This window comes from Thermococcus sp. 101 C5 (assembly GCF_009372125.1).
Lineage (GTDB): Archaea > Methanobacteriota_B > Thermococci > Thermococcales > Thermococcaceae > Thermococcus_A > Thermococcus_A bergensis.
Map to the genome: position 1 here is coordinate 25,511 of NZ_WHIZ01000006.1, position 20,124 is coordinate 45,634.

A 20,124-nucleotide genomic window follows, 5' to 3' on the forward strand; every position below is an offset into this window, starting at 1 on the left:
TCATCCTCCTGCAGATGTGTATTTCTCTAAGCCCTTTTTGAAAACAGCCACAAAAATCCCAAACCACACGATGAGTAGAATACCCTCCCCGATGATTGATATTATGAGCTTCTTAGTCGATAGTTTCCCAAGTAAACTGAGAGTAGGGAGTGTGACTAAGAATGCCAAGGGTAATGCCCAAGTAAGAATGCTTCTCAGACCCTTAGGTAGAAAATTTAGCGGATAATACGTGTATTCATAGGCGTAGTCAATTAGCTCAATAGTGTGCTCCATCCTACCTACGAAGAAGGCCAACATACTCAAAGCCCCGTAGATTAAAGCATAAAGAGCTACGCCTCCTGAGAGGAAAATAATGCTTAAAAAAATGTTTTTAGTAGTTATTGGGTTGGGCAATAGTGGAATTGATATTAGGAGTAGAATCACTCCAGTAAGAATTTCCAAAACTACTCCAGCATGGCTTTTTGTTAAGATTACTAAAAACACAGGATTTATGGGCTTGGTCAGGTAAACGTCAATTGTGCCATCTACAATGTAAACATGAAGATCCCGTACACCCCAGAAAAAAGAAACGATGCCCCATGCAATATAGTACATCCCTATAAATGCAAGCACTTCTCCACGTGTAAAGGTCACAATCTCAAAATTGGCTAACACCGAAGTCCAGAAGGTCATTAACAGAGCGGTAAATCCACACCATGCTACTAAATAGAGAGCTAAGTCGGTTTTATACAGCCTAACCCTTTCCACTGCAGATTTTAAGAGGACGTTGATTACACAAGACAGCCTATTCATAGTTAGACACCTTCTTAATGATGTCTTCCAAAGAAGGTTCTTTAATGATAATGTCCTCTATAATGTTCAATTTGTGATTGTTGGGCATTAACATGAGTGTTAAAATTTCATTGACTTTTTCAGATGGCAATCTGCACTTTACAAATGTCCCGTCCACTGTAACATCAGAAGAGACCTTCTTGAGCATCTCCGCTACGTAAGGTGCATAAGCTTCGGAAATTACGTGCATTTCAATTTGCTTTAATTGTCCAAGCCGCTTTTTCAGCTGTTCTATGCTCGTGTCAAGTACTAACTTGCCACTGTTCAGTATTATGACTCGATCACAAAAATCTTCCACGTCAGATAAAATATGGGATGAAATTAAAATTGTGGTCTCAAGTTCCTTGTTTATTTTTGTCAAATAGTTTTTTATAATATGTCTTGACACAACATCAATTCCGATTAGGGCTTCATCGAGAATAAGAAGTTCGGGTTCGTGAAGGAGAGAAGAAATTAGTTCAAATTTTATTCTTTGACCAAGGGACATCAAGCGAGGAGGGCGCTTTAGAAGACTTCGTTCAATTCCTAAAATTTCAGTCAATTCTTTGAGTTTTTTGTTAAATTCTTCTTTAGGCACACCATATACTGCAGCTGCGAGTTCAAGAGACATTATAACAGGTACATCTGGGATTAAAAAACCTTTATGCCCAAAAACAACTCCAATTTTTTCCAGATATTTACGACGGTCTTTAAAGGGGTTCAAACCTAAACAAATTACATTTCCAGATGTAGGCCTAATAATTCCCGCCAAAATTTTTATTAGTGATGACTTCCCCGCCCCGTTGGGACCCAGTATGCCAACTTTTTCACCTTTGCTGATAGTCAAGTTAATTGAATCTAACGCTTTGATGCGCTCTTGGCCACGCTTGTAAATGAGGTCAAGATTTTCTATTTTGATTATTATCTCGGACATTTTTCTCAACTCTGAGGTTCTTTGATATTTTCCGAAAACAAGAGCCTCCAGAGGTTGCAGAAGATAACATCCGGGGCAGATGGATTTTTACCACTGAAATAGTAAGCTCTTGATCTACATCCGCCTTTGCATCCTCTGGAAATTGCCATATGATTATGACTACGTTCGCTAAGGCGTTCACTCCAAGAATGCCAAGCTCTTTCGCAGTGTATTTAACTTCCTCCATTAACCGAGATTTGATCATCTTGTGAGGCATTTCTCAAACCTCCAGAGCATGCAGTATGAAATTTTATAGTTTTTTGATGAAGTTGCTTTGCTGTAAAGCTGCATTGTTCGCGATAAAAGCGCATATTTCGCTGATAGATGCCTCCCGGATCTCTTCGTTTTTAATCTTTGTAATATTGGAGAGGGCATGGCGTTCTCCAACGACCGACACTCTTTCATTGATTGCCACTGTTACATTATGGGGGTTTTTCAGGATTTTCTTAATCTCCGAAAGTGACTCCATATCTATTGCATAAACATCCTTAAATGCCTGTTTCAGATTGTTGGGAGAATCTGCGTACAGTAGTTTTCCTTGATGTAGAATCAATATATAATCGGCTATCTCCTCAAGCCAGGTGGCCGTGTGAGATATGAGGAAAATGCTTTTACCTTTCTTTAAAGCGTGATGAATTAGCTCCATAACCTTAATTCGCCCCCAAAAATCCAGCTCTTCGAATGGTTCGTCCAAAATATAAATGTCTCTGTCAGGTAGAAATGCAAGGAGTATTGACAGGCGCCTTTTTAAGCCTCCGCTTAAGTTTCCGGCAAGAGTGTCCCTATACGGAGAGAGCCCCAGGTAATCCAATAGCTCATCTGCCTTAGTTTCGGGTTCTCCAAAAAGCCTGGAATACAGTTCAACAATTTCCTGAACAGTTAAGACATCCTCGACTATATTATCTTGGGGTAGGTATGATATCATTTGCCGGATTTCTCTTTTGTTTGAGTTTACTTCCTTTCCTTTTACCTTTACATTCCCCTCGTCGTAGGGTAAAAGCGTACTGATTATCTTAGCCAAGGTGCTTTTCCCACTTCCGTTTTTACCAAGCAATATTATCAGTCCCGGAGGGGCTGAAAAGTTAATCCTGTCAAGAGCACGTGTTTTTCCAAATGTTTTTGTTAGTTCTTTGCACATAATGAGAGGTTCCCCCATCATTCACACCTCCGCAGGAATACATACAAAAATATGAACGCAAAGGGAACTACCATTGGTCCAAAATATATCCCCAGGATCATTAGGATAGACGCCAGAAAGGGAAGCAATATTGAATCTTTTCCGTAGTACTTTTTGAATTTCCTCAAGAGTGCTATACTGGAACCAAGAAATGACCACAATATCAACCTGAGGATAATTTTAGTGTTTATCCCGACGGTAAATGGAACGGTTATGATCATTGAAAACAGGGTGAACATTGATAAGGAAATAAAGAGTTTCCTAAAGTTTAAGAGTCTCAACGTATCTGCCACACTAACACTACTAATCAAAAAAGATGGGAGAAGGTATCCAATAGTCATGTATATTATTTCAATTCTTTCAAGCCCTGAAATATATTTGTAAATAATGGGGGACATAAGTATAGGGGCAGTTATAAAGGAGTACCTTACTGAGTAGCTCATAATGAAGGAAATCCACGCCAGGGTTCCTTTAAAAAATTTTACTGGGATCATGACTGGTCTCACACTTGGCTCCCTTCCTATAAATGTTAGGAATAGTATGGTAAGGGCCATGGTTGATAATGATATTAAGATGGGATTCTCAGTTTTAGGGATCCCCATAACCAACTCTGAAATACTTCCCGAATTCCCAACTATCAATGATGTCTGAATCACCACAATCATTAGCAATATTACCGCAGGGATTAGACCAGAAATCAGAAATACTCCAAACAGAAGGAAGCACGAATAAATTGTTGAGACAAGGCTCATATTCAGGATATCATTCACCGAGAATTCAAATCCACCAATAGCTATCATAATGCCAGAAACTGAGAATACATAAAACATGGAGAAGGCAAAAAGCGCTGATATAATACCAAATTTTTCAAGATTGTAATATCTACCACCACAGGAGAATTTCCTTATCTGGTATAACGTAGAGTTGCATTCAATAACATATCCAATAACAAATACTGTGATGTATAAAATGAGTGGCTCGATTATAAATGGCGTTTTTGAAAGTATAGAGAAGAATAATGAAGAGCCCATCGCCAGCCCGTAGTATTTCATAAGCCTGTTAAAGTAATGAAGCAAGATAGAGTTAAAACACATCTGTCCGGGCCACCTGTTACTTTCTGACATCCTTACTAGCTCTCCAATTACAAATAGTATTAATTACGAATTTAAGTTTTTTCTAAACTTTATGTTTAAAACATTAAGTTAACAAACTACTATAAAAAAGCAATATCCTGTGAACCTGATGTCTGAACATTGAGTACGTAAAAACTTACAACTTCCGATAGTTTTCACTGTTTGGACGTATATAATCTTAGACCAACCATAGAGGGATTTTATCATCAGAGAAGATACAACGATGGTCCCCCATGGAAAGGAGCAGGGAAATACCGAATGCCATTGGTATTGAGAGTCCCATCCCCGGATATTTGGAGATGTAGAGGGGCGCAAAGAATGCCACAGGAGCAATGACTCCCTTTGCAACGTCAAGGCGTATCTAATGGAACAGGAACGTTATCAGGATTACCGGAAAAGTGAAGCTGAAGAGGAGAGGAGCCGATATTAGGACTCCACTGAATATCTTTGTCAGGGAGAGTGGATTGCCTAGGTATTCAGTAAGCATCCATCCGGCGATACTACCCAAAGCTATCCCCCGTGATTCCTATGATAAAACCTCCGAGAGTTCTAATGAACACGAGCTGAACCGGATCAAGCGGAATACTGAGGAGCATCTCGTGGATGCCCAAAAGCTTCCCCCTGGAAACCGTGACGCTGAAGATCCTCGAAGGATAATGATTAACAATTTACTCCTTATTCTTTGTCGCCACTATCAGCCTCACGATATCATAGAAGAGGTTCTCGACCTTTTCTATTTTAAAGCCCGCCCTCTCGATGTTTCTCTGAGTTTCCCTCAGCAGAGAAGTTCCGAGGAGCGTTCTTATGAAGGGCTCCATGAGGTAGAGGGGGACGTTGAGAAGCTTTGACTCACTCTTCATGTGTTCCAAGAATATTGCTCTTCCTCCAGGTTTTAGCACTCTGTAAGCCTCTTTTAGCCCTTTAATTGGATCCGGAACAGTGCAAAACACGAATGTACTAACTATGGTATCAAAAGTATTATCCTCAAACTCCAGGTCCTGGACATCCATGTATAACAGCTTGACGTTTTCAAGCCCGAGCTTCCTTCTTCGTTCATCAGCCTTCTTTAGCATGTTTTTGCTGAAATCTATACCAATGGCTTCCACGTTCTTTGGGTAATAGGCCAGGTTTTTGCCTGTACCTACCCCTATCTCAAGTACTCTACCTTTAACCAGGCTTAATGCCCTCTTCCTGTACTTTGAAAAGGCTTTCATTTCCATAGGGCTTTCAAACAGATCGTAGAACCTTGCAAATCTATCATATTTTTTCGCGGGATTCACGTCTCTCGCCTGTTGATTATCTTTGCGAACTTCCAATTAAGTTTATCCTTCCATACTGGCAAAGAAACAATCTTTTGCTTATCATGTTGGGAATGATAAGCCTATTAGCATTTGTTCACTTAGTAGTGCTTGGAAAAAGGGAGATGGTACTATGGAGTGGAAGTCACTGCTGATAGGGTTCATAGTCGGGGCGCTTATAGCGGTTCCGTACGGCCTGGCCCATTCCGGCGGGGTTAATGAAGGGAGAGGAAGCTTTTGGAATGGCTGGGGAATGATGGGTGGTCACGGAATGGGCATGATGGGATATGGCATGCATGATATGATGGATGAACACGAAGAAATGGAGGATTACATGGCCGATGGAAACTTCACGGAGCTCCACGAGGAAATGGGAGCGTACATGGGCGTTAGCTGGGAAGAGATGAAGGAAATGCACGAGACCTGCGAAAGGTTTATGGGCTTTGAAGAGGAAGAGGAGCACTAAAGCTAAAGGCGAGAGAAATGAGGCGTAAATTTTATTCGTTGGTTTTCTTATTTTTGTTAAGTTTATTACCTACCTACGTGTTAGCTGAGTCTTTCTCCCAATATGCCGGAACAACCCTATCGGTTGTGGCTTTGGGGATTCTTAATGCCCTCCGGCCCTCTGTTTTTCTGATGATAATTTTTCTTCTATCCGCTATAGTTCTCGTAGATGAGAGGAAAGTCCTCAAGGTTGGGCTATCCTTCACTGCAGGAGCTTTTGTGGGATTCGCCCTTTTGGGGTATTTCTTTATGGGGCTCGTTACCAAGTTCTCAGTTTTGCGCTATTTGGCGGCCTTTCTTGGAATATCTGTTGGAGCCTACAAGATACTCTCCGCAAAAGGTGTTGTGAGCTTTCAGTTGATGAACCCCCTCCGGGAAAAGACAAATACTGTAATAGAAAAAGCAACATCTCCCCCGGTTGCCTTCCTTTCTGGCTCTATAATGGCATTGATATCGCTTTCCTGTGGCTGTGCCCTTCCCATATATCTGGTTATGTCTTCCATAGTCTCCGGAGCTGGGTTCTCGATTATGACCAAGATGGTCTTTCTGCTAACCTTTGTGGGTATTTCAGTCCTTCCGCTTTTGCTGGTCACTCTCGGGTTCCACTATGCCGGAAAATACGAAAAAGCCGGAGAAGCTGTTAACAGGCTTTCAAAGATAATTGGAAACATGGACTTAGCCGTGGGTGTGGTGCTCGTGGCTGTGAGTCTCTTCTACATCATTTTTCTTGCTTAACCGGATTTTTCGGGTTCGGGCTTTTTAAATTCGCGGCATTCCTTCTCTCTGCACCCATAACTTAGGGAGCAATCCCAGCCGGTGGCACTTTAGATGAAACAGTGCGATTTTATGCTACCCTCACCCTTTTCGTGTGAACAAGGCTTATAAAGGCTTTATTCCAGCTTTACCACATGACCCACCATTACGGCTACGCAAGTGCCCTCCTGGCAGCTTTCTTATTCGGGATGAGCTCGACCCTGAACAAAATATCCCTCAGGGACGTCCACCCGATGATCGTGGCGGGTAGCATCTACGTAACAGCCGGAGTGGTCCTGATGTTCCTCCGTCTCACGCCCCTTAAAGATAGAATCCTTGAACGGCTTGAATCCAGCGTTAAAGCCCAGGAAGGCTTCTCAAGGCGAGATTTGCTGTTGCTGGCTTTTATAGTGCTTTTCGGCTCCTTTCTGGCGCCGCTGTTCTTTATGTTTGGGCTTTATAGAACGACTGCAGTCAATGCATCCCTCCTGCTCAACACTGAAACGCTGTTTACGGTGTTGATCGCCCTGCTAATCTTTAAAGAGAGGACTTCAAGAAGAGGTATTCTGGGAATTCTTCTAATTTTAATCGGAGCCGTTGTTATCTCGACAGAAAACTTCGGAGAAGTGGAGTTGAGCAAAGGCATTCTTGGGAACATTTTAATAATCCTTGCAGGTCTTTCATGGGCGATAGATAATAACCTGAGCAAGCTGTTAAGTGTTAAGAGGGACTTGCTCCTAGTAACTTCACTGAAGGGGCTGTTTGGAGGAAGTGCACTATTAACTCTGGCCTCTCTAATTGGAGTCCCCTTTTACATCCCGCTCCAGAGCCTTCCGTACGTTTTAACCGTCGGTGCGTTCAGCATAGGCTTTTCTCTCGTGTTATTTCTCTTTGCCCTCAGAGAAATCGGTGCGATGAGGACGGGGGCAATTTTCTCAACTTCTTCACTCATAGGTGCTCTCTTCGCCTTCCTAGCTCTTGGCGAGAGCCTCACGGCACTGAAGGTCGTCTTTGGCATGATCATGCTCCTTGGGGTGTACGTGCTCTCCAGAGAAGAAATCCACAAATAACTGCTTTTTGAAGGCAGAAGAACTATCTGGGGTTAGAACGGCTTCACCATTCTGTAGAACCTGTATTTTTTGCCTTCAAGCTCAATCTCGTGCTCCCTCTCGATGGTGTAGCCGAGCTTTTTGTAAACACTATCCCTTTTCAGGCTCTACCATATTAAAATATGCACTGAACCCAATAATGGTCGTCATGGCACCCATAAAGATAAGCAGATGGAAGATGTTAATTTTTTCTAATACGTACCCAAATAATGGAGGAGAGACTGCAATTGGAACAGACAGAATCACGTCATTAATCATTTTCACCTTTCCTCTCATCTCTTGAGGAGTATATATCTGGAGCCAGCTGGTAATGGGTATGTTCAGTATAGCCACAGAAACGCCCAGGATGAAGTTCATTGCTATCAGTATCAGCAGTATTAGCTCATATTGTCCAGATATTGGCTGTAATGATCCGAGTAGGAGCATCGCCACGCCCTCTCCCGTGATGCCCAAAACAAACAAGGTTTTTCTGTTTATCTTTTTGAGGGATAAAAGGAGAATACCTGCGATTATTACCCCCGCACTCGACCCTATTTTCATGAGTCCATAGACATATCCGCTTTTTTCTGGGAAGAGAACCTTCGCCAGCGCCGGCATTGTGATCATTATGGGGGCGGAGAAAAAGTTCATCAAAAGGCCGTAATACAGTATGCTCCGTATGAATCCGTTGGTTCCTATGAATACCATGCCCTCTTTCAGGTCTTTTAGTATGTTCCTGTTAGACCCCACCATCGGCTTTTGAGTTACTGCTATAGTCCCGATTATCGCTGCGGAAATTAAAAATGATAGCCCATCCACGAGGAGGGCGTTAATCTTTAGTATGTTGTATAAAACCCCTCCAAGCGAGAATCCAATTATGTCCCCACCTTTGGACAATGTAGTTAAAAGTGAATTAAACCTATCAATATCCTTTTCATCAACGATTTCAGGCACCAGAGCAAAAAAAGCGGGCCTAAAGAATGTTTCCGCAAAGCTCATCAGCACTGCCACAATTAACACCCAGATTTTGAAAAACTGGGGGTAACCACTACCTATGGGAATAATGCTCAAAACAAGGATTGCTCTCGATATATCTGAGCCAATAAGGAGGTATTTTTTGTTCATCCTGTCTGCAATAGCACCCGAGAACATCCCACAGACAATAAAAACCATCGTCTCAATTGAGAAGACCAAGCCCATGAAATACGTTGAGTTCGTGATATCTAAAACTATTAATGGCAGAACAACCGTTCTAACACCATCTCCAATTACAGAAAGAAAATATGCAAGGGATAAAAATAAAGCATTTTTCTTCATTGTGTATTCCCCTAGTATGCTCATCAAGTTCTAAATCCATAAGAAACATTAAGATTCTCCTTGAGCGTTGTCTTACCGGAGCCGTTCTCTCCGGCTATCACCACGAACTCCCCCTCACGGATTGAGAGGTCTATGCACCTAAGCACCTCAACGTCCCCAAAGGATTTGAAGGATTTGGAGACGCCGGTTAGCCGGATCACCTCGCTGACCATGGGGTTCACCTTCTACCGGCAAGCCGGGATTTGGGATTGCAAGGAAGTGCCATTAACCTGGAAACTTCCGCCTATCTGCCATTGCTACATCTCCATTAAAACACCGGTGAATAAAAACAGAGCTACCAGATATTTATAATTTTTGTAAACCCGTGGTTGGTAACGTTTGATGGGGGAATTTCCGGAAAGCGGGTAAACCCCCAAAAGCTTCCTTCACGAAAAAGCCGAGTTGGGGGGTTTAATAAAGACCCCCTTACTCTTCACTCTTCCCGAGTCCCGAGGTCAATGTTCGTGCCCCTTGGCTCCCACTGCGCCCTTCTCCTTTGTCTTCTCCAGGTTCTCCCGGATTTTCTTGAACTCCGTGAGGCAGGTCGGACAGCAGAAGAAGTAGGCCCTGTTGCGGTACCTATAGACTATCGGCTCCCCAACGATTTCCTTTCCGCAGTAGTCGCACCTGAAGGGAACCTTTACCTTGGGTCTGAGCCTTTTTTCCCTGCTCTCAAGGATGGGCATTATTTCGAGGACTTCAACGCCCGTCCCCTCGATGACCCGCTTGAGGTCTTCCATGGTATTGACGGCGACTTTTATGAGGTACTTGGTGCTCGTGAAGCGGTTGATCTCAAATATCTCATCAAATTCATCCATCTTCTCCGGGTTTTCAGTTTTGACGATGAGAGCGATCACGTTGTGGGCCCTCTGAAGCTCCGGGTTCAGCCGTATGGTGTAGCCCTCGATTATTCCCTCCTTTTCAAGCTTTTCCAGCCTAGCCCTAACAGTCGGCCTGCTGACTCCAAGCCTCTCGGCCAGCTCGGATATGCTGAGCCTCGCGTCGTCCAGCAGGAGGTATATGAGCTTTAGGTCAAGGTCGTCCAGCCTGTTCATCATTAACACCTCACCTGCCGATGGGTTACCAAAATATAAAAAACATTCGACTGGACTTTACATTTTGGTATAAATAATGCCTATAAGTTTCATCACGAAGTAAATAATGGTGGTAAGTGTGAAGATAACCCTTAAAGTTAACGGCATGACGTGCGCCATGTGTGTTAAAACCATAGAAATGGCCTTGGCTGAATTAGATGGTGTGAGAACTGCAAAGGCCAACCTGAACAGTGAGACGGTTTTCGTTGATTTTGATGAGTCAAAGGTCAGCCTGAGCCAGATCATCAGGACGATAGAAGAAGTCGGGTACGAGGTGATAAGGGAGCGCAGGGATGCTGTGGTCAAAATCGGCGGCATGACCTGCGCGATGTGCGCTAAGACCGTTGAGAACGCGATAAAAGAGCTCCCCGGAGTCCTTGAGGTGAACGTCAACCTCGCGACCGAGACGGCCAAAGTGTCCTACAACCCCTCGCTTGTTGGTATTGAGGACATCAAGAAGGCCGTTGAGAGCGTGGGGTACGAGTTTTTGGGCGTGGAGGGTGAAGAGAGCCACGACATCGAAAGGGAAGTGAGGGAAAAGCATATAAGGGAGATGAGGCGCAACCTCATAGTGGCCTGGAGCGTTGGGATACCCCTCTTTCTCTCCATGCAGCTGAAGAGGTTTGGAATTTATGTTGAAAACCTGATCTACATCCACTTCCTCCTAGCCACAGTTGCCATAGCCTACGCCGGCAGGGGAATCTTCAGGAAGGCCTACTCCTCGCTCAAGCACAAGACCCTCAACATGGAGGTGATGTACGCTTTAGGTATCGGCTCGGCCTACCTGACGAGCGTCCTAGCGACATTTGGGGTAATCCCGAGGGAGTTCAACTTTTTTGAGGCTAGCGTCCTCCTTATGGCGTTCCTCCTGCTCGGACGCTACCTTGAGGCGAGGGCAAAGGGAAGGACGAGCGAGGCAATAAAGAAGCTCATGGGACTCCAGGCGAAGAAGGCAACCGTCCTGAGGGGCGGGAAGGAGATCGAAGTCCCGATAACCGAGGTCAAGGCCGGGGACGTGGTAATCGTAAAGCCCGGTGAAAGGATTCCCATCGATGGGGTTGTCATCGAGGGAGAAAGCTACGTAGACGAGTCAATGATAACCGGTGAGCCCATCCCAAGCCTGAAGCGGGCGGGAGATAAGGTCATCGGGGGGACAATAAACAAGAACTCCGTCCTTAAGGTTAAAGCGGAAAAAGTTGGAAGGGATACGCTCTTAGCTCAGATAATAAGGCTTGTGGAGGAGGCGCAGAACACCAAACCTCCAGTCCAGAGGCTGGCTGATACGGTGGTGACCTACTTCATCCCGGCGGTGCTCACGATAGCCCTTCTCTCCTTTGCCTACTGGTACTTCATAGCCGGCAAGCCATTGGTGTTCGCCTTTACAGCCCTGCTGAGCGTCCTCGTCATAGCGTGCCCCTGTGCCTTTGGATTAGCCACCCCGACGGCTCTGACTGTCGGCATAGGCAAGGGCGCCGAGATGGGGATACTCATCAAGAACGGCGAGGCCCTTGAGATAGCGAGGAAAGCAACGGTAGTGCTCTTCGACAAGACCGGGACGCTCACGAAGGGGAAGCCCGAGGTCACGGACGTGATAGCCTTCGGCATGGACGAAAGGGAGCTCCTGAAACTGGTGGCCTCGGCGGAGAAGCGCTCGGAGCACCCCCTTGGAGAGGCCATAGTGAGGAAGGCCGAGGAGCTGGGGATAGAGGTGGAAGAGCCGGAGGAGTTTGAGGCGATCACCGGAAAAGGCGTCAGGGCCAGAGTCCGCGGAAGAGAGGTTTTGGCAGGGAACAGGAGGCTTTTCGCTGAAAGCGGCCGCTCAATAGAGGGCATCGAGGAAGTTCTCCACAGGCTGGAAAACGAGGCAAAGACGGCGATAATAGTGGCGGTGGACGGCAGAACGGCCGGCGTGATTGGGGTTGCTGACACGATAAAGGAGGGCGCCAAGGAGGCCATTGAGGAGCTGCACAGGATGGGCAAGAAGGTCGGCATGATAACCGGCGACAACAGGAGGACTGCCGAAGCGATTGGAAAGGCCCTCGGCGTGGACTACATCTTAGCAGAGGTGCTTCCGGGCGATAAGGCCAGCGAGGTAAAGAAGCTCCAGAAGAAGGGAGAAACCGTCATCTTCGTGGGGGACGGGATTAACGACGCCCCAGCACTGGCCCAGGCGGATGTGGGGATAGCTGTGGGGAACGCGACCGACATAGCGATGGAGAGCGGCGACATAGTGCTCGTGAGGAACGACCCGAGGGACGTCGTAAGGGCCATAAAGCTCAGCCAGAAGACGCTTTCAAAGATAAAGCAGAACATATTCTGGGCGATGTTCTACAACACCATACTGATACCCTTCGCGGCCGGGCTGGCCTACATGCTCTTCGGCGTCCAGTTCCGGCCCGAGTGGGCCGCCGGGGCCATGAGCCTTAGCAGTGTCAGCGTGGTCACGAACTCGCTTATGCTTAAGCGCGTTAATATCTGACAATCCTTTTATCCTTTGAAGGCAAAATAATGGTGGTGTTGGTATGATACTCGAATACGATGGAAAGGTTGATCTTAGCAGGGGGAAGGTTGTGCTCTGGTTTTCCATTCCAAGCTGCCCGCCCTGCAGGCTGGTTGAGACCTTCATGGAGGAGTTAAGTGACGAATTCAAGGATATTCGGATTATCCACGTACACGCTGAGAAGTGGGAAGACCTCGTGAAGAAATTCGACATTCTGAACGTTCCCACACTCGTTTATCTCAAAGACGGAAAAGAGATCGGAAGGCAGAACCTCATAAGGACAAAGGAGGAAGTCCTGCTGAAATTCGAGGAGCTTCACAAAATTTAGCTTCAAAGATATTTGAAGCTGTCAAAATTCTTTTAAATTTTTAAACGGAGCGTATTCTAGGTGAAAAAGTATGAAAAGTCTGAAAGCGTTTTTCGGAATTTTGGTTTTGGCGATAGTTTTTGTGGGAGGGTACGTGATTAGCAACGCTAATGAGGAAAAATACATTACTCTAGAAGCCACTTTCAGAATGGGAGGAGCGGTTTACAAAGGCTATGAATTTGAAGGAAATACACTCGTCTTTAAGTTCGATCGGAGTGGGGACTTCTTTACACAGGCAATAGAGACAAAGGAGTTCACAACAGATAAAAAGCTTTCTCCAGAAAAGGTGATCATGGAGATAAACACCAACGGCAAAATAAAACGGTACGAGGCAAAATTAATTGAAGAAGGGGAAGATATAGCCATTTACAAAGCCAGCGAGCTTTAGTCCTCTGGAACTCCCACGGGGAATATGTAGAGCGGCTCTCCTGGTACATCAAGCACTTTTTTAACTTCTTCATCTATAAAAGCTCCTACAGCAACTGTCCCCAGCTTCAAAGCGGTAACCTGCAGATAAATATTCTGCCCCATGTGTCCGGCATCTATGTGCACATACCTATACCCCCTCTCCCCGTATCTTCTTGTCGTCCTTTCGTAGTGCGCCACTATGATGATGTTTATCGGAGCTGTTTCTACGTGCCTTTGATTGAGACATGCTCTAGCGAGGGGTTTGCTCAAGTCCCCTTCGCGGATTAATTCCAGAGTATGGGCTTTGCCATCGTAGTGGTAGAGGCCCGGTTTAAGCCCTTCGACATTTGAGACTACTACATAAACTTCAAATGGATAGCAAGCACCTGCGCTTGGAGAAGTTCTTTTACCCCAGGCATTTATTCCATACGCGGCCCAGAGTATCTGGGAGACTTCTTCAAGGGTTAATGGCTCATCTTTGTATTTTCTTATGCTCTTCCTCAGGTTTATCGCTTCCTCAACACTCATCTCACCTTTAAGTCTCGGTGCAGGAAGTTCAACCTTCATGGCACATCCCAGAATTAATGACGGTGTCTTCATTGATTAGGGTTTTGGTGTTAAAAATAAAAAAGCTGAGAAGAAGTCACTACTCCTCAGCAAGCGTTGGGACTGCACTTCCGGCCTCGAATTCGGACGTGAACAGGTGTCTGGTTTTGTTGGCTATCCATACCAGACTCAGCATTATCGGCACTTCCTCAAGAACACCCACAACTGTGGCTAAAGCCGCCCCACTTTCGAGGCCAAATAGGGCTATAGCGACCGCCACGGCCAGCTCAAAGAAGTTGCTTGCCCCTATGAACGATGCTGGAGCTGCAACCTTGTGTGGAAGCTTCCAGAGCCACGCCCACCCGTAGGCTATAGCAAAGATGAAATAAGTCTGTATAGTCAGCGGGATCGCTATGAGGGCAATGTGGAGTGGGTTTTTGAGGATTATCTCTCCCTGGAAGGAGAAGAGTAGTATCAGCGTCAGCAAAAGGCCTATTATTGATACGGTGCTGAGTTTTGGAAGGAATTTTTCCTCAAACCACTTCTGCCCCTTCCTTGTGAGGATGTATCTCCTTGAGAGGTAACCGGCCGTCAGGGGGATGACAACGAAGAGCACCACCGAGAGGAGGAGCGTGTCGTAAGGGACGGGAACCTTGTTGAGGCCCATTAGGAAGCCGACTATTGGAGCGAAGGCGAAGAGAATTATGAGGTCATTTGTTGCAACCTGCACGAGCGTGTAGAGCGGATCTCCATCTGCAAGATAGCTCCATACGAAGACCATTGCCGTGCAGGGAGCAGCACCGAGGAGTATTGCCCCAGCTATGTATTCTTTGGCAAGTGAGGGCTCGATTAGGCCGAGCTTCGATGAAAACAGCACCCCGATGAAGAGGGAGCTTATGAGGAACATGCTGAAGGGCTTTATCAGCCAGTTGGTCACCCAAGTGACGATTAGGCCCTTGAACATTTGCCCCTTGTGGACGCGCCTTATAGCGGAGAAGTCTACCTTAACCATCATGGGATAAATCATCGCCCATATCAAAATCGCTATGGGCATGTTAACGTTAGCTATCGTGAGCTTTGAGAGTGCCTGGGGTACTGTTGGGAAGAGCTTTCCGATGGCTATGCCCGCCATTATACAGAGAGCCACCCAGAGTGAGAGGTATTTTTCGAAGAAGCTTAACCCTTTTTTCTCGCCCATTTCCCGCACCCATTTGAGTTGAAGGAGTTTTCAAATAAAAGCCTTTTTAAAACCAAAGGTGAAAACTCAAATGAGATTTGTTTCATCTATATTGGTCTCTATAGACTATTGCGAAAAGATATTTAAAAGGGTCTCATAAGCTCTTTATGGTGAGAAAAATGGAGGAAAGGCTCATCCTCTTCGTCTGTGTTAAGAACTCAGCCAGAAGTCAGATGGCGGAAGCATTTTTTAATCACCTTAACGACGATTCGAGATTTAAAGCAATGAGTGCCGGAACGGAGCCGGCTGAGGAGATAGACCCTCTTGCGCGGAAGGTCATGGAGGAAATCGGGATTTCCCTTGAGGGGCAGTACCCGAAGCTCTACACCGAGGAGATGGCCGAGAGGGCTTACATCGTCATAACCATGGGGTGCCTCGACAGGTGCCCCTACGCCCCTCCGGAGAAGACCTGGGACTGGGGATTAGATGACCCCTATGGAAAGCCAATAGAGAAGTACCGGGAAGTGAGGGACGAGATAAAATCCAGAGTCCTTAAGTTAATCCAGGATTTAAAAGCTGATAAAAGCAGGGACGAGATAATAGGAAGAAAGAGCCTCTTCACTCTCTGAATATTTCTCCCGTGACGAGGTCTATCCCGATTTTTCTAGTTTTTAGCTTCCAGAGCTTTTCCGGGGCGCCACCGCCTTCTTCTCTATACCCGGCCATCTCTATTATTCCGGCGTCCTCAAGGGCTGAGAGGTGGTAGTAGAGCGTTGAGCGGGGCATCTCAAGGCCCCTCTCTTGGAGGGCCTGATAGATTTCGTTCGTCCCCTTAACGCCATCGCTGAGAATCCTGATAATGCCTCTCTTTGGTTCTGCTAAAAGGGGCTTGAGGAGCATCATCAAACTTTTCAGATTTCTCATTTCTTCCATCATCCATCTTGGCACTCCCCTCACCGATTATGCTTAACCATTAAACCCTTATAAAATTACCGCTCTAGATGACTTTTGCTTAGAATATTATAGAAAACTTTATAAACAACATTGTGATATTATAGTTCAGAAAAACTGGATGTGGTTGAGATGCCGTTTGGAGTTCCCGGATGGAAGTGGAAGGTTGGAAGGTTTGGATATGTGATGGAAAAAGAGTCAAATTACGAGGAAATCAAGACAAAAGCAAGAGATCTGCTTGAGAAAGTTAGCAAAGGTGCTGCATGGAAGTGCCGTTGCGGAACCCTCCACGTCCCCTTGCTCATTGAGGGGGAAATAATTGGTGAGCTCTGGGAAGATGTTGACCCCAAAGAGGTGGAGATCGGTGCATACTGGTACGGAAGATGGGGTACCAAGGTCCAGCTCGTGAAGGACGGAAGGGTGGTAGGCTTTCTCTGGCTCGCTTGAGCCTTTTACCCAGCTCTGTCCAGCAATGCTTTTAAATGATATCGGATTCGAATCAATTTAGTTTCAAATGAAGAAAATATCATGATGAGGTGATGCATGTGTTCAGTAAGCTCGCAAACAACCTTAAGAAAAACCTGCTGTGGTACTCTCTCATAGCCATAGCCGTTGGGTGGGGCCTTGGATTGGTCTTCCCTGGCTTTGCTAAGGCCCACAAGGTATCTCTGAGCAACCTGACCACGGTGTTGGTTTTCCTCATGATATACCCGATGATGATAAACCTCAACCTCGAGAGGATACCCAAGGTGCTGAAGGAGCCGAAGCCCGTCCTTTTGAGTCTGGTGTACAACTTCGTTTTGACGCCGTTGATAGCCTTCCTTCTCGTTAAGGGCTTCATCCATGACACCAACTTAGCCCTCGGCTTTCTTTTGGTTATGCTCGTCCCCGGCTCATCCATGAGCATAGGCTACGCCGGTTTAGCCGGAGGGGACCTTGAAGTTGCTACGGTGGCGCTCGGCGTTAACTTCCTCCTCATCCCGATCATGCTCCCGCTCTGGATAAAGCTCCTCGGCAGTGCCTACAACGTCCCTGTTCCGCTCTCTCTGCTCCTGAGAACGGTCTTCATAGTCCTCATCCTCCCCATGCTCCTCGGCGACCTCACGAGGAGGTTCCTCACGAGAAAGCTTGGCAAGGAGAGGTTCCTTGAGCTAAAGCCGCTCTTTGGTTCGATAACAATGAGCACCATGCTCCTCCTCGTGGGACTGATATTCTTCATGAAGGCCCAGCTCCTGCTCAGCAAGTGGACCCTTCTCGTTGAGCTTGCTATTGTGAACACGGTCTATATGCTCATCATGCTCGGGGTCATAACGTGGCTGGACAGGGTTCTCGGCCTGAGCTACAAGGAACACATGGGGATAGCCTTCCTCAGCGTCGGGAAGAACAACGGAACGGCTATAGCGATAGCGACGCTCGCTTTCCAACCCCTCGTGGCCATTCCAGCGGCTACACTTCCAATATTCCAGATAATTTTCCTCATCCTCTATCTAAAGCTTGCGGAGGGGGTAAGGTGTCCCTTTGAGGCCTGCTTCAGGCTTAATGAGAAAAACAAAGCAGAAGCTCTTTAGTCCGCCGGTTTTACTATCTCCACATCTCCCTTTATCTTCTCCGCCCCGACCGTGTTGAAAACAGTTCCGTACTTCTCGGCAAGCTCTTTAACGCGCATGATCTTCTTCTCGTCTTCGTTAGTGAAGATGGTGATCTTGTAAGTTATCTCCTTCAATTGAGGCTCATCGAGCCCGCGCCAGCCCCTAACTTCAACCTCAAAGGCCTTCACGTCGAGGCGCATCTTCTTGATGAGCCTCCCCCAGTTGACGGTTATACAACCGCCTATCGCCGCTAAGAGATATTCCGTAGGATTCGGTCCCTTGTTATGACCATCTGTGTTCGTATCTATATTAAATGTAAACTCTCTCACCTTTGCCTCGCTCCCGACATTGCCGTCCCACTTTAAGTGTGCAGAATACTCAAGACGCTCCATAGTATCACCGTTTTAAAATGAACGCCATCTCAAATAAAAGCCCGTTTCCATGCAGATCTTAACGTTCGAAAGTCTTTTATACTATCACTCAAGAGTTGAGAGTGGTGAGAGTGGAGATGATAAGGGAGCATCACCACAAAGACCTCAAGGGCAGAATGCTGTTTTCCTTCGTCCTCAACATAGTGACAACACTAGCTGAAGTCATCGGCGGCATTCTCTCCGGAAGCCTGGCCCTTCTGAGCGACTCCCTCCACAATTTCAGCGACTCAATGAGCATCCTCGTGAGCTATTTGGCCATAAAGATTGGCGAGCGCGAGAGGAACGAAAAGTACACCTTTGGGTATAAGAGGGCCGAGATTCTGGTCGCATTCGTTAACTCGGCCGTTCTCGTCGGTGTTGCCCTTTTCCTCCTTGTTGAGGCCTACAAGCGGTTTAAAAATCCCGAACCTATAAACGGGCCTCTTATGCTCGGCGTTGCTTTAATTGGTCTTTTCGCCAACTTAATCTCGGTTCTCCTGCTTCATGAGCACGCACACGAGAGCATGAACGTCCGCTCTGCCTATCTCCATCTATTGAGTGACACACTGTCTTCAGTCGCAGTTGTGACCGGTGGAATAGCTATCATAAAGTGGAACATCCTCTGGATAGATCCCCTCATCACAGTCCTAATCTCGCTCTACATCCTCCGTGAAAGCTACGAAATTTTAAAAGAGAGCGTTGAAGTGCTCATGGAGGCTTCACCAAATCTAAATTTTGAGGAGATAAAACGGGAAATTGAGAGCATCCCAGTTGTTAAGAATGCACACCACTTCCACGCCTGGAGGGTGGGAGAGAAGGAAGTCCACTTCGAGTGTCACGTTGAGGTTAACGATATGCCCCTCAGCGAGGCCCAAAAGCTCATAGATGATATTGCAGAGAGGCTAAAAAGGTTTGGAATAACCCACGTGACGGTTCAGCTTGAGGCTGGAAGGTGTAAGGACAAGAACACAATCTGCGGCGGTAAAGAGGAGTAAACGTCCTCTCGACACCTATGGACTGCCCCAAGGGAAAGGTGATACTTGGAGAGGGAGAGGTTAAAACAATCAAAGTGAAACCGGGAAAACGAGTAGAAGAAGCAATCAAGAGTCTCCGAAGTAGCTTATAGCCGTTCTGCCTACCCGTAAAGTGTGTGTAAAGTGTTAATTTCATAACGGGTAGGCTTCCAGCCTCCCGTCTTCATTGGCTGGCTTTCGGGGGGAACGGAGACTCCCCACATCTTCAGGCCCCTCAAACGAATATTCCAAGAGCCGACCACGTCACGGTCAGCCTCAAAACCACACTCGCATTTCAAAACCCTGTGCCCATTCGGGCTTAACTTACCCCCACATATCGGACACAGGGATGAAGAGTAAGCAGGATCGACAAAAACGACACTCACACCCTTCAGTTTCGCCTTGTACTCGATTATAGACTGGAGCTTTCTAAAACTCCACCTGTGCAAGCGACCGTTCATTTCAGCCGAATACCTTATTGTGTTCCTGATTTCCGTCAAGTCTTCGAGAGCAATACCGCCGTATCTCTCCGCCAGCTCGACAATCTTGTTGGCCAACTTGTGATACAAGTCATTCAGCCGGTTCCTCTCCCTCTCACCATACTTTTCCAAAAGCTCTTTCCTCTTTTTACCCGTTTTTAGCTTCTTCTGGATTCTCCTTCTCTTCAAGAAGTAGCCCGTTCTAATTTCCCTCTCGTGAGTGATAATCTGGATAAAATCCCCCTCTGGAAGGCTAAGGGTAACATTGTTTTCGTTCAAGTCCACACCAACAAAGGCTTTTGGCTCTCTAACTTCAACCTCCTCGGAAAAGACAATATTGATGAAACTCCCCTTTGAATTTTTAACAAGCCACGCTTGTCCTATTTTCCACTCCCTAAACTTCTCGTGGTACTTTGCACGATAAAACTCCAGTTCCAGCCTTCCACTTGGAGTTGAGAGTTTAATAAATCCTCCTTCAATGTCGAGTTTGAAGAGGTG

General features: G+C 46.2%; 25 protein-coding genes. 10 read left to right on the top strand and 15 right to left on the bottom strand.

Features of this window, described 5'->3' with window-relative positions:
• The 7 genes from GBV73_RS01600 to GBV73_RS01625 all read right to left on the bottom strand — a co-directional run bounded on the left by GBV73_RS01600 (position 1) and on the right by GBV73_RS01625 (position 5,373).
• Positions 1-792 (bottom strand): ABC-2 family transporter protein, encoded by a 792-nt coding sequence (locus GBV73_RS01600; RefSeq protein ID WP_042699668.1) that lies wholly within the window; start codon positions 790-792, stop codon positions 1-3.
• On the bottom strand, positions 785-1,744 hold the full coding sequence (locus tag GBV73_RS01605; protein ID WP_052315901.1) for an ATP-binding cassette domain-containing protein: 960 nt from the start codon (positions 1,742-1,744) through the stop codon (positions 785-787). The genes GBV73_RS01600 and GBV73_RS01605 overlap by 8 nt, the downstream gene beginning before the upstream one ends.
• Entirely contained in the window at positions 1,710-2,000 is a 291-nt protein-coding gene (locus tag GBV73_RS01610; protein WP_152878833.1) for a hypothetical protein, read from the bottom strand. The genes GBV73_RS01605 and GBV73_RS01610 overlap by 35 nt, the downstream gene beginning before the upstream one ends.
• Positions 2,001-2,033: 33 nt before the next feature.
• A complete protein-coding gene (locus GBV73_RS01615) occupies positions 2,034-2,939 on the bottom strand; it encodes an ABC transporter ATP-binding protein (protein WP_253910274.1) in 906 nt (301 codons plus the stop codon).
• Positions 2,939-4,012 (bottom strand): hypothetical protein, encoded by a 1,074-nt coding sequence (locus GBV73_RS01620; protein ID WP_253910275.1) that lies wholly within the window; start codon positions 4,010-4,012, stop codon positions 2,939-2,941. The genes GBV73_RS01615 and GBV73_RS01620 overlap by 1 nt, the downstream gene beginning before the upstream one ends.
• 442 nt (positions 4,013-4,454) lie before the next feature.
• Complete coding sequence (locus tag GBV73_RS11095) at positions 4,455-4,601, bottom strand: hypothetical protein (RefSeq protein ID WP_172967182.1); 147 nt, start codon at positions 4,599-4,601, stop codon at positions 4,455-4,457.
• A 160-nt stretch (positions 4,602-4,761) separates the two neighbouring features.
• On the bottom strand, positions 4,762-5,373 hold the full coding sequence (locus GBV73_RS01625; RefSeq protein WP_371716970.1) for a class I SAM-dependent methyltransferase: 612 nt from the start codon (positions 5,371-5,373) through the stop codon (positions 4,762-4,764).
• A 151-nt stretch (positions 5,374-5,524) separates the two neighbouring features.
• On the opposite strand from GBV73_RS01625, the gene GBV73_RS01630 reads away from it, so the two are divergent.
• From GBV73_RS01630 to GBV73_RS01640, 3 genes are all read left to right on the top strand, one after another.
• Complete coding sequence (locus tag GBV73_RS01630; RefSeq protein WP_152878836.1) at positions 5,525-5,857, top strand: hypothetical protein; 333 nt, start codon at positions 5,525-5,527, stop codon at positions 5,855-5,857.
• Between the two features lie 77 nt (positions 5,858-5,934).
• Positions 5,935-6,630 (top strand): cytochrome C biogenesis protein, encoded by a 696-nt coding sequence (locus GBV73_RS01635; protein ID WP_371716971.1) that lies wholly within the window; start codon positions 5,935-5,937, stop codon positions 6,628-6,630.
• Between the two features lie 173 nt (positions 6,631-6,803).
• Complete coding sequence (locus GBV73_RS01640) at positions 6,804-7,718, top strand: DMT family transporter (protein WP_152878838.1); 915 nt, start codon at positions 6,804-6,806, stop codon at positions 7,716-7,718.
• A 129-nt stretch (positions 7,719-7,847) separates the two neighbouring features.
• On the opposite strand, the gene GBV73_RS01650 is transcribed toward GBV73_RS01640, so the two are convergent.
• From GBV73_RS01650 to GBV73_RS01660, 3 genes are all read right to left on the bottom strand, one after another.
• Complete coding sequence (locus GBV73_RS01650; RefSeq protein WP_152878839.1) at positions 7,848-9,077, bottom strand: MFS transporter; 1,230 nt, start codon at positions 9,075-9,077, stop codon at positions 7,848-7,850.
• The gene (locus GBV73_RS01655) at positions 9,077-9,265 is read right to left on the bottom strand and encodes an ATP-binding cassette domain-containing protein (RefSeq protein WP_152878840.1); all 189 of its coding nucleotides are present in this window, start codon (positions 9,263-9,265) and stop codon (positions 9,077-9,079) included. The genes GBV73_RS01650 and GBV73_RS01655 overlap by 1 nt, the downstream gene beginning before the upstream one ends.
• 282 nt (positions 9,266-9,547) lie before the next feature.
• A complete protein-coding gene (locus GBV73_RS01660) occupies positions 9,548-10,147 on the bottom strand; it encodes a TRASH domain-containing protein (RefSeq protein WP_152878841.1) in 600 nt (199 codons plus the stop codon).
• A 118-nt stretch (positions 10,148-10,265) separates the two neighbouring features.
• On the opposite strand from GBV73_RS01660, the gene GBV73_RS01665 reads away from it, so the two are divergent.
• The 3 genes from GBV73_RS01665 (at position 10,266) to GBV73_RS01675 (ending at position 13,441) form a co-directional block, all read left to right on the top strand.
• Positions 10,266-12,665, top strand: coding sequence for a heavy metal translocating P-type ATPase (locus GBV73_RS01665; protein WP_371716972.1), 2,400 nt, complete (start codon positions 10,266-10,268; stop codon positions 12,663-12,665).
• A gap of 43 nt (positions 12,666-12,708) precedes the next feature.
• Complete coding sequence (locus GBV73_RS01670) at positions 12,709-13,014, top strand: thioredoxin family protein (protein ID WP_152878843.1); 306 nt, start codon at positions 12,709-12,711, stop codon at positions 13,012-13,014.
• A gap of 70 nt (positions 13,015-13,084) precedes the next feature.
• Positions 13,085-13,441, top strand: coding sequence for a hypothetical protein (locus tag GBV73_RS01675; RefSeq protein ID WP_042699646.1), 357 nt, complete (start codon positions 13,085-13,087; stop codon positions 13,439-13,441).
• Here the strand turns inward: GBV73_RS01675 and GBV73_RS01680 are convergent.
• Together GBV73_RS01680 and arsB are read right to left on the bottom strand one after the other, a co-directional pair.
• Positions 13,438-14,028 carry a SagB/ThcOx family dehydrogenase gene (locus tag GBV73_RS01680; RefSeq protein ID WP_042699643.1) on the bottom strand — a complete coding sequence of 197 codons (591 nt, stop codon included), beginning with the start codon at positions 14,026-14,028 and terminating at the stop codon, positions 13,438-13,440. The two genes, GBV73_RS01675 and GBV73_RS01680, sit on opposite strands and share 4 nt — an antisense overlap.
• Positions 14,029-14,107: 79 nt before the next feature.
• Entirely contained in the window at positions 14,108-15,205 is a 1,098-nt protein-coding gene (gene arsB / locus GBV73_RS01685; protein WP_152878844.1) for an ACR3 family arsenite efflux transporter, read from the bottom strand.
• A gap of 158 nt (positions 15,206-15,363) precedes the next feature.
• Here arsB and GBV73_RS01690 point away from each other — a divergent pair, with 158 nt between their 5' ends.
• Positions 15,364-15,813: an arsenate reductase ArsC gene (locus GBV73_RS01690; RefSeq protein ID WP_152878858.1), complete on the top strand. Its 450-nt coding sequence runs from the start codon at positions 15,364-15,366 to the stop codon at positions 15,811-15,813.
• Here the strand turns inward: GBV73_RS01690 and GBV73_RS01695 are convergent.
• Entirely contained in the window at positions 15,803-16,141 is a 339-nt protein-coding gene (locus GBV73_RS01695) for an ArsR/SmtB family transcription factor (protein ID WP_371716973.1), read from the bottom strand. The genes GBV73_RS01690 and GBV73_RS01695 overlap by 11 nt on opposite strands.
• A 126-nt stretch (positions 16,142-16,267) precedes the next feature.
• Between GBV73_RS01695 and GBV73_RS01700 the strand changes: the two genes are divergently transcribed.
• Both GBV73_RS01700 and GBV73_RS01705 read left to right on the top strand, forming a co-directional pair.
• Complete coding sequence (locus GBV73_RS01700) at positions 16,268-16,582, top strand: hypothetical protein (protein ID WP_152878859.1); 315 nt, start codon at positions 16,268-16,270, stop codon at positions 16,580-16,582.
• A 92-nt stretch (positions 16,583-16,674) separates the two neighbouring features.
• Complete coding sequence (locus tag GBV73_RS01705) at positions 16,675-17,703, top strand: arsenic resistance protein (protein ID WP_152878845.1); 1,029 nt, start codon at positions 16,675-16,677, stop codon at positions 17,701-17,703.
• Here GBV73_RS01705 and GBV73_RS01710 read toward each other — a convergent pair.
• Positions 17,700-18,116, bottom strand: a complete 417-nt coding sequence (locus GBV73_RS01710; RefSeq protein ID WP_152878846.1) for an OsmC family protein — start codon at positions 18,114-18,116, stop codon at positions 17,700-17,702. The two genes, GBV73_RS01705 and GBV73_RS01710, sit on opposite strands and share 4 nt — an antisense overlap.
• A gap of 116 nt (positions 18,117-18,232) precedes the next feature.
• Between GBV73_RS01710 and GBV73_RS01715 the strand changes: the two genes are divergently transcribed.
• Complete coding sequence (locus GBV73_RS01715) at positions 18,233-19,129, top strand: cation diffusion facilitator family transporter (RefSeq protein WP_042699620.1); 897 nt, start codon at positions 18,233-18,235, stop codon at positions 19,127-19,129.
• Positions 19,130-19,269: 140 nt separating this feature from the next.
• Here GBV73_RS01715 and GBV73_RS01725 read toward each other — a convergent pair.
• Positions 19,270-20,124 (bottom strand): RNA-guided endonuclease TnpB family protein (locus GBV73_RS01725; RefSeq protein WP_152878847.1); only part of this gene is annotated, 855 nt, incomplete at its 5' end.

What these genes read in the sequence shown, in the direction of transcription:
- GBV73_RS01600 (WP_042699668.1), bottom strand. Translation starts at nt 792, where the DNA reads ATGAATAGGCTGTCTTGTGTAATCAACGTCCTCTTAAAATCTGCAGTG.
- GBV73_RS01605 (WP_052315901.1), bottom strand. Translation starts at nt 1,744, where the DNA reads ATGTCCGAGATAATAATCAAAATAGAAAATCTTGACCTCATTTACAAG.
- GBV73_RS01610 (WP_152878833.1), bottom strand. Translation starts at nt 2,000, where the DNA reads ATGCCTCACAAGATGATCAAATCTCGGTTAATGGAGGAAGTTAAATAC.
- GBV73_RS01615 (WP_253910274.1), bottom strand. Translation starts at nt 2,939, where the DNA reads ATGGGGGAACCTCTCATTATGTGCAAAGAACTAACAAAAACATTTGGA.
- GBV73_RS01620 (WP_253910275.1), bottom strand. Translation starts at nt 4,012, where the DNA reads ATGAAATACTACGGGCTGGCGATGGGCTCTTCATTATTCTTCTCTATA.
- GBV73_RS01630 (WP_152878836.1), top strand. Translation starts at nt 5,525, where the DNA reads ATGGAGTGGAAGTCACTGCTGATAGGGTTCATAGTCGGGGCGCTTATA.
- GBV73_RS01640 (WP_152878838.1), top strand. Translation starts at nt 6,804, where the DNA reads ATGACCCACCATTACGGCTACGCAAGTGCCCTCCTGGCAGCTTTCTTA.
- GBV73_RS01650 (WP_152878839.1), bottom strand. Translation starts at nt 9,077, where the DNA reads ATGAGCATACTAGGGGAATACACAATGAAGAAAAATGCTTTATTTTTA.
- GBV73_RS01655 (WP_152878840.1), bottom strand. Translation starts at nt 9,265, where the DNA reads ATGGTCAGCGAGGTGATCCGGCTAACCGGCGTCTCCAAATCCTTCAAA.
- GBV73_RS01660 (WP_152878841.1), bottom strand. Translation starts at nt 10,147, where the DNA reads ATGAACAGGCTGGACGACCTTGACCTAAAGCTCATATACCTCCTGCTG.
- GBV73_RS01670 (WP_152878843.1), top strand. Translation starts at nt 12,709, where the DNA reads ATGATACTCGAATACGATGGAAAGGTTGATCTTAGCAGGGGGAAGGTT.
- GBV73_RS01675 (WP_042699646.1), top strand. Translation starts at nt 13,085, where the DNA reads ATGAAAAGTCTGAAAGCGTTTTTCGGAATTTTGGTTTTGGCGATAGTT.
- GBV73_RS01680 (WP_042699643.1), bottom strand. Translation starts at nt 14,028, where the DNA reads ATGAAGGTTGAACTTCCTGCACCGAGACTTAAAGGTGAGATGAGTGTT.
- arsB (WP_152878844.1), bottom strand. Translation starts at nt 15,205, where the DNA reads ATGGGCGAGAAAAAAGGGTTAAGCTTCTTCGAAAAATACCTCTCACTC.
- GBV73_RS01690 (WP_152878858.1), top strand. Translation starts at nt 15,364, where the DNA reads ATGGAGGAAAGGCTCATCCTCTTCGTCTGTGTTAAGAACTCAGCCAGA.
- GBV73_RS01700 (WP_152878859.1), top strand. Translation starts at nt 16,268, where the DNA reads ATGCCGTTTGGAGTTCCCGGATGGAAGTGGAAGGTTGGAAGGTTTGGA.
- GBV73_RS01705 (WP_152878845.1), top strand. Translation starts at nt 16,675, where the DNA reads ATGCATGTGTTCAGTAAGCTCGCAAACAACCTTAAGAAAAACCTGCTG.
- GBV73_RS01710 (WP_152878846.1), bottom strand. Translation starts at nt 18,116, where the DNA reads ATGGAGCGTCTTGAGTATTCTGCACACTTAAAGTGGGACGGCAATGTC.
- GBV73_RS01715 (WP_042699620.1), top strand. Translation starts at nt 18,233, where the DNA reads ATGATAAGGGAGCATCACCACAAAGACCTCAAGGGCAGAATGCTGTTT.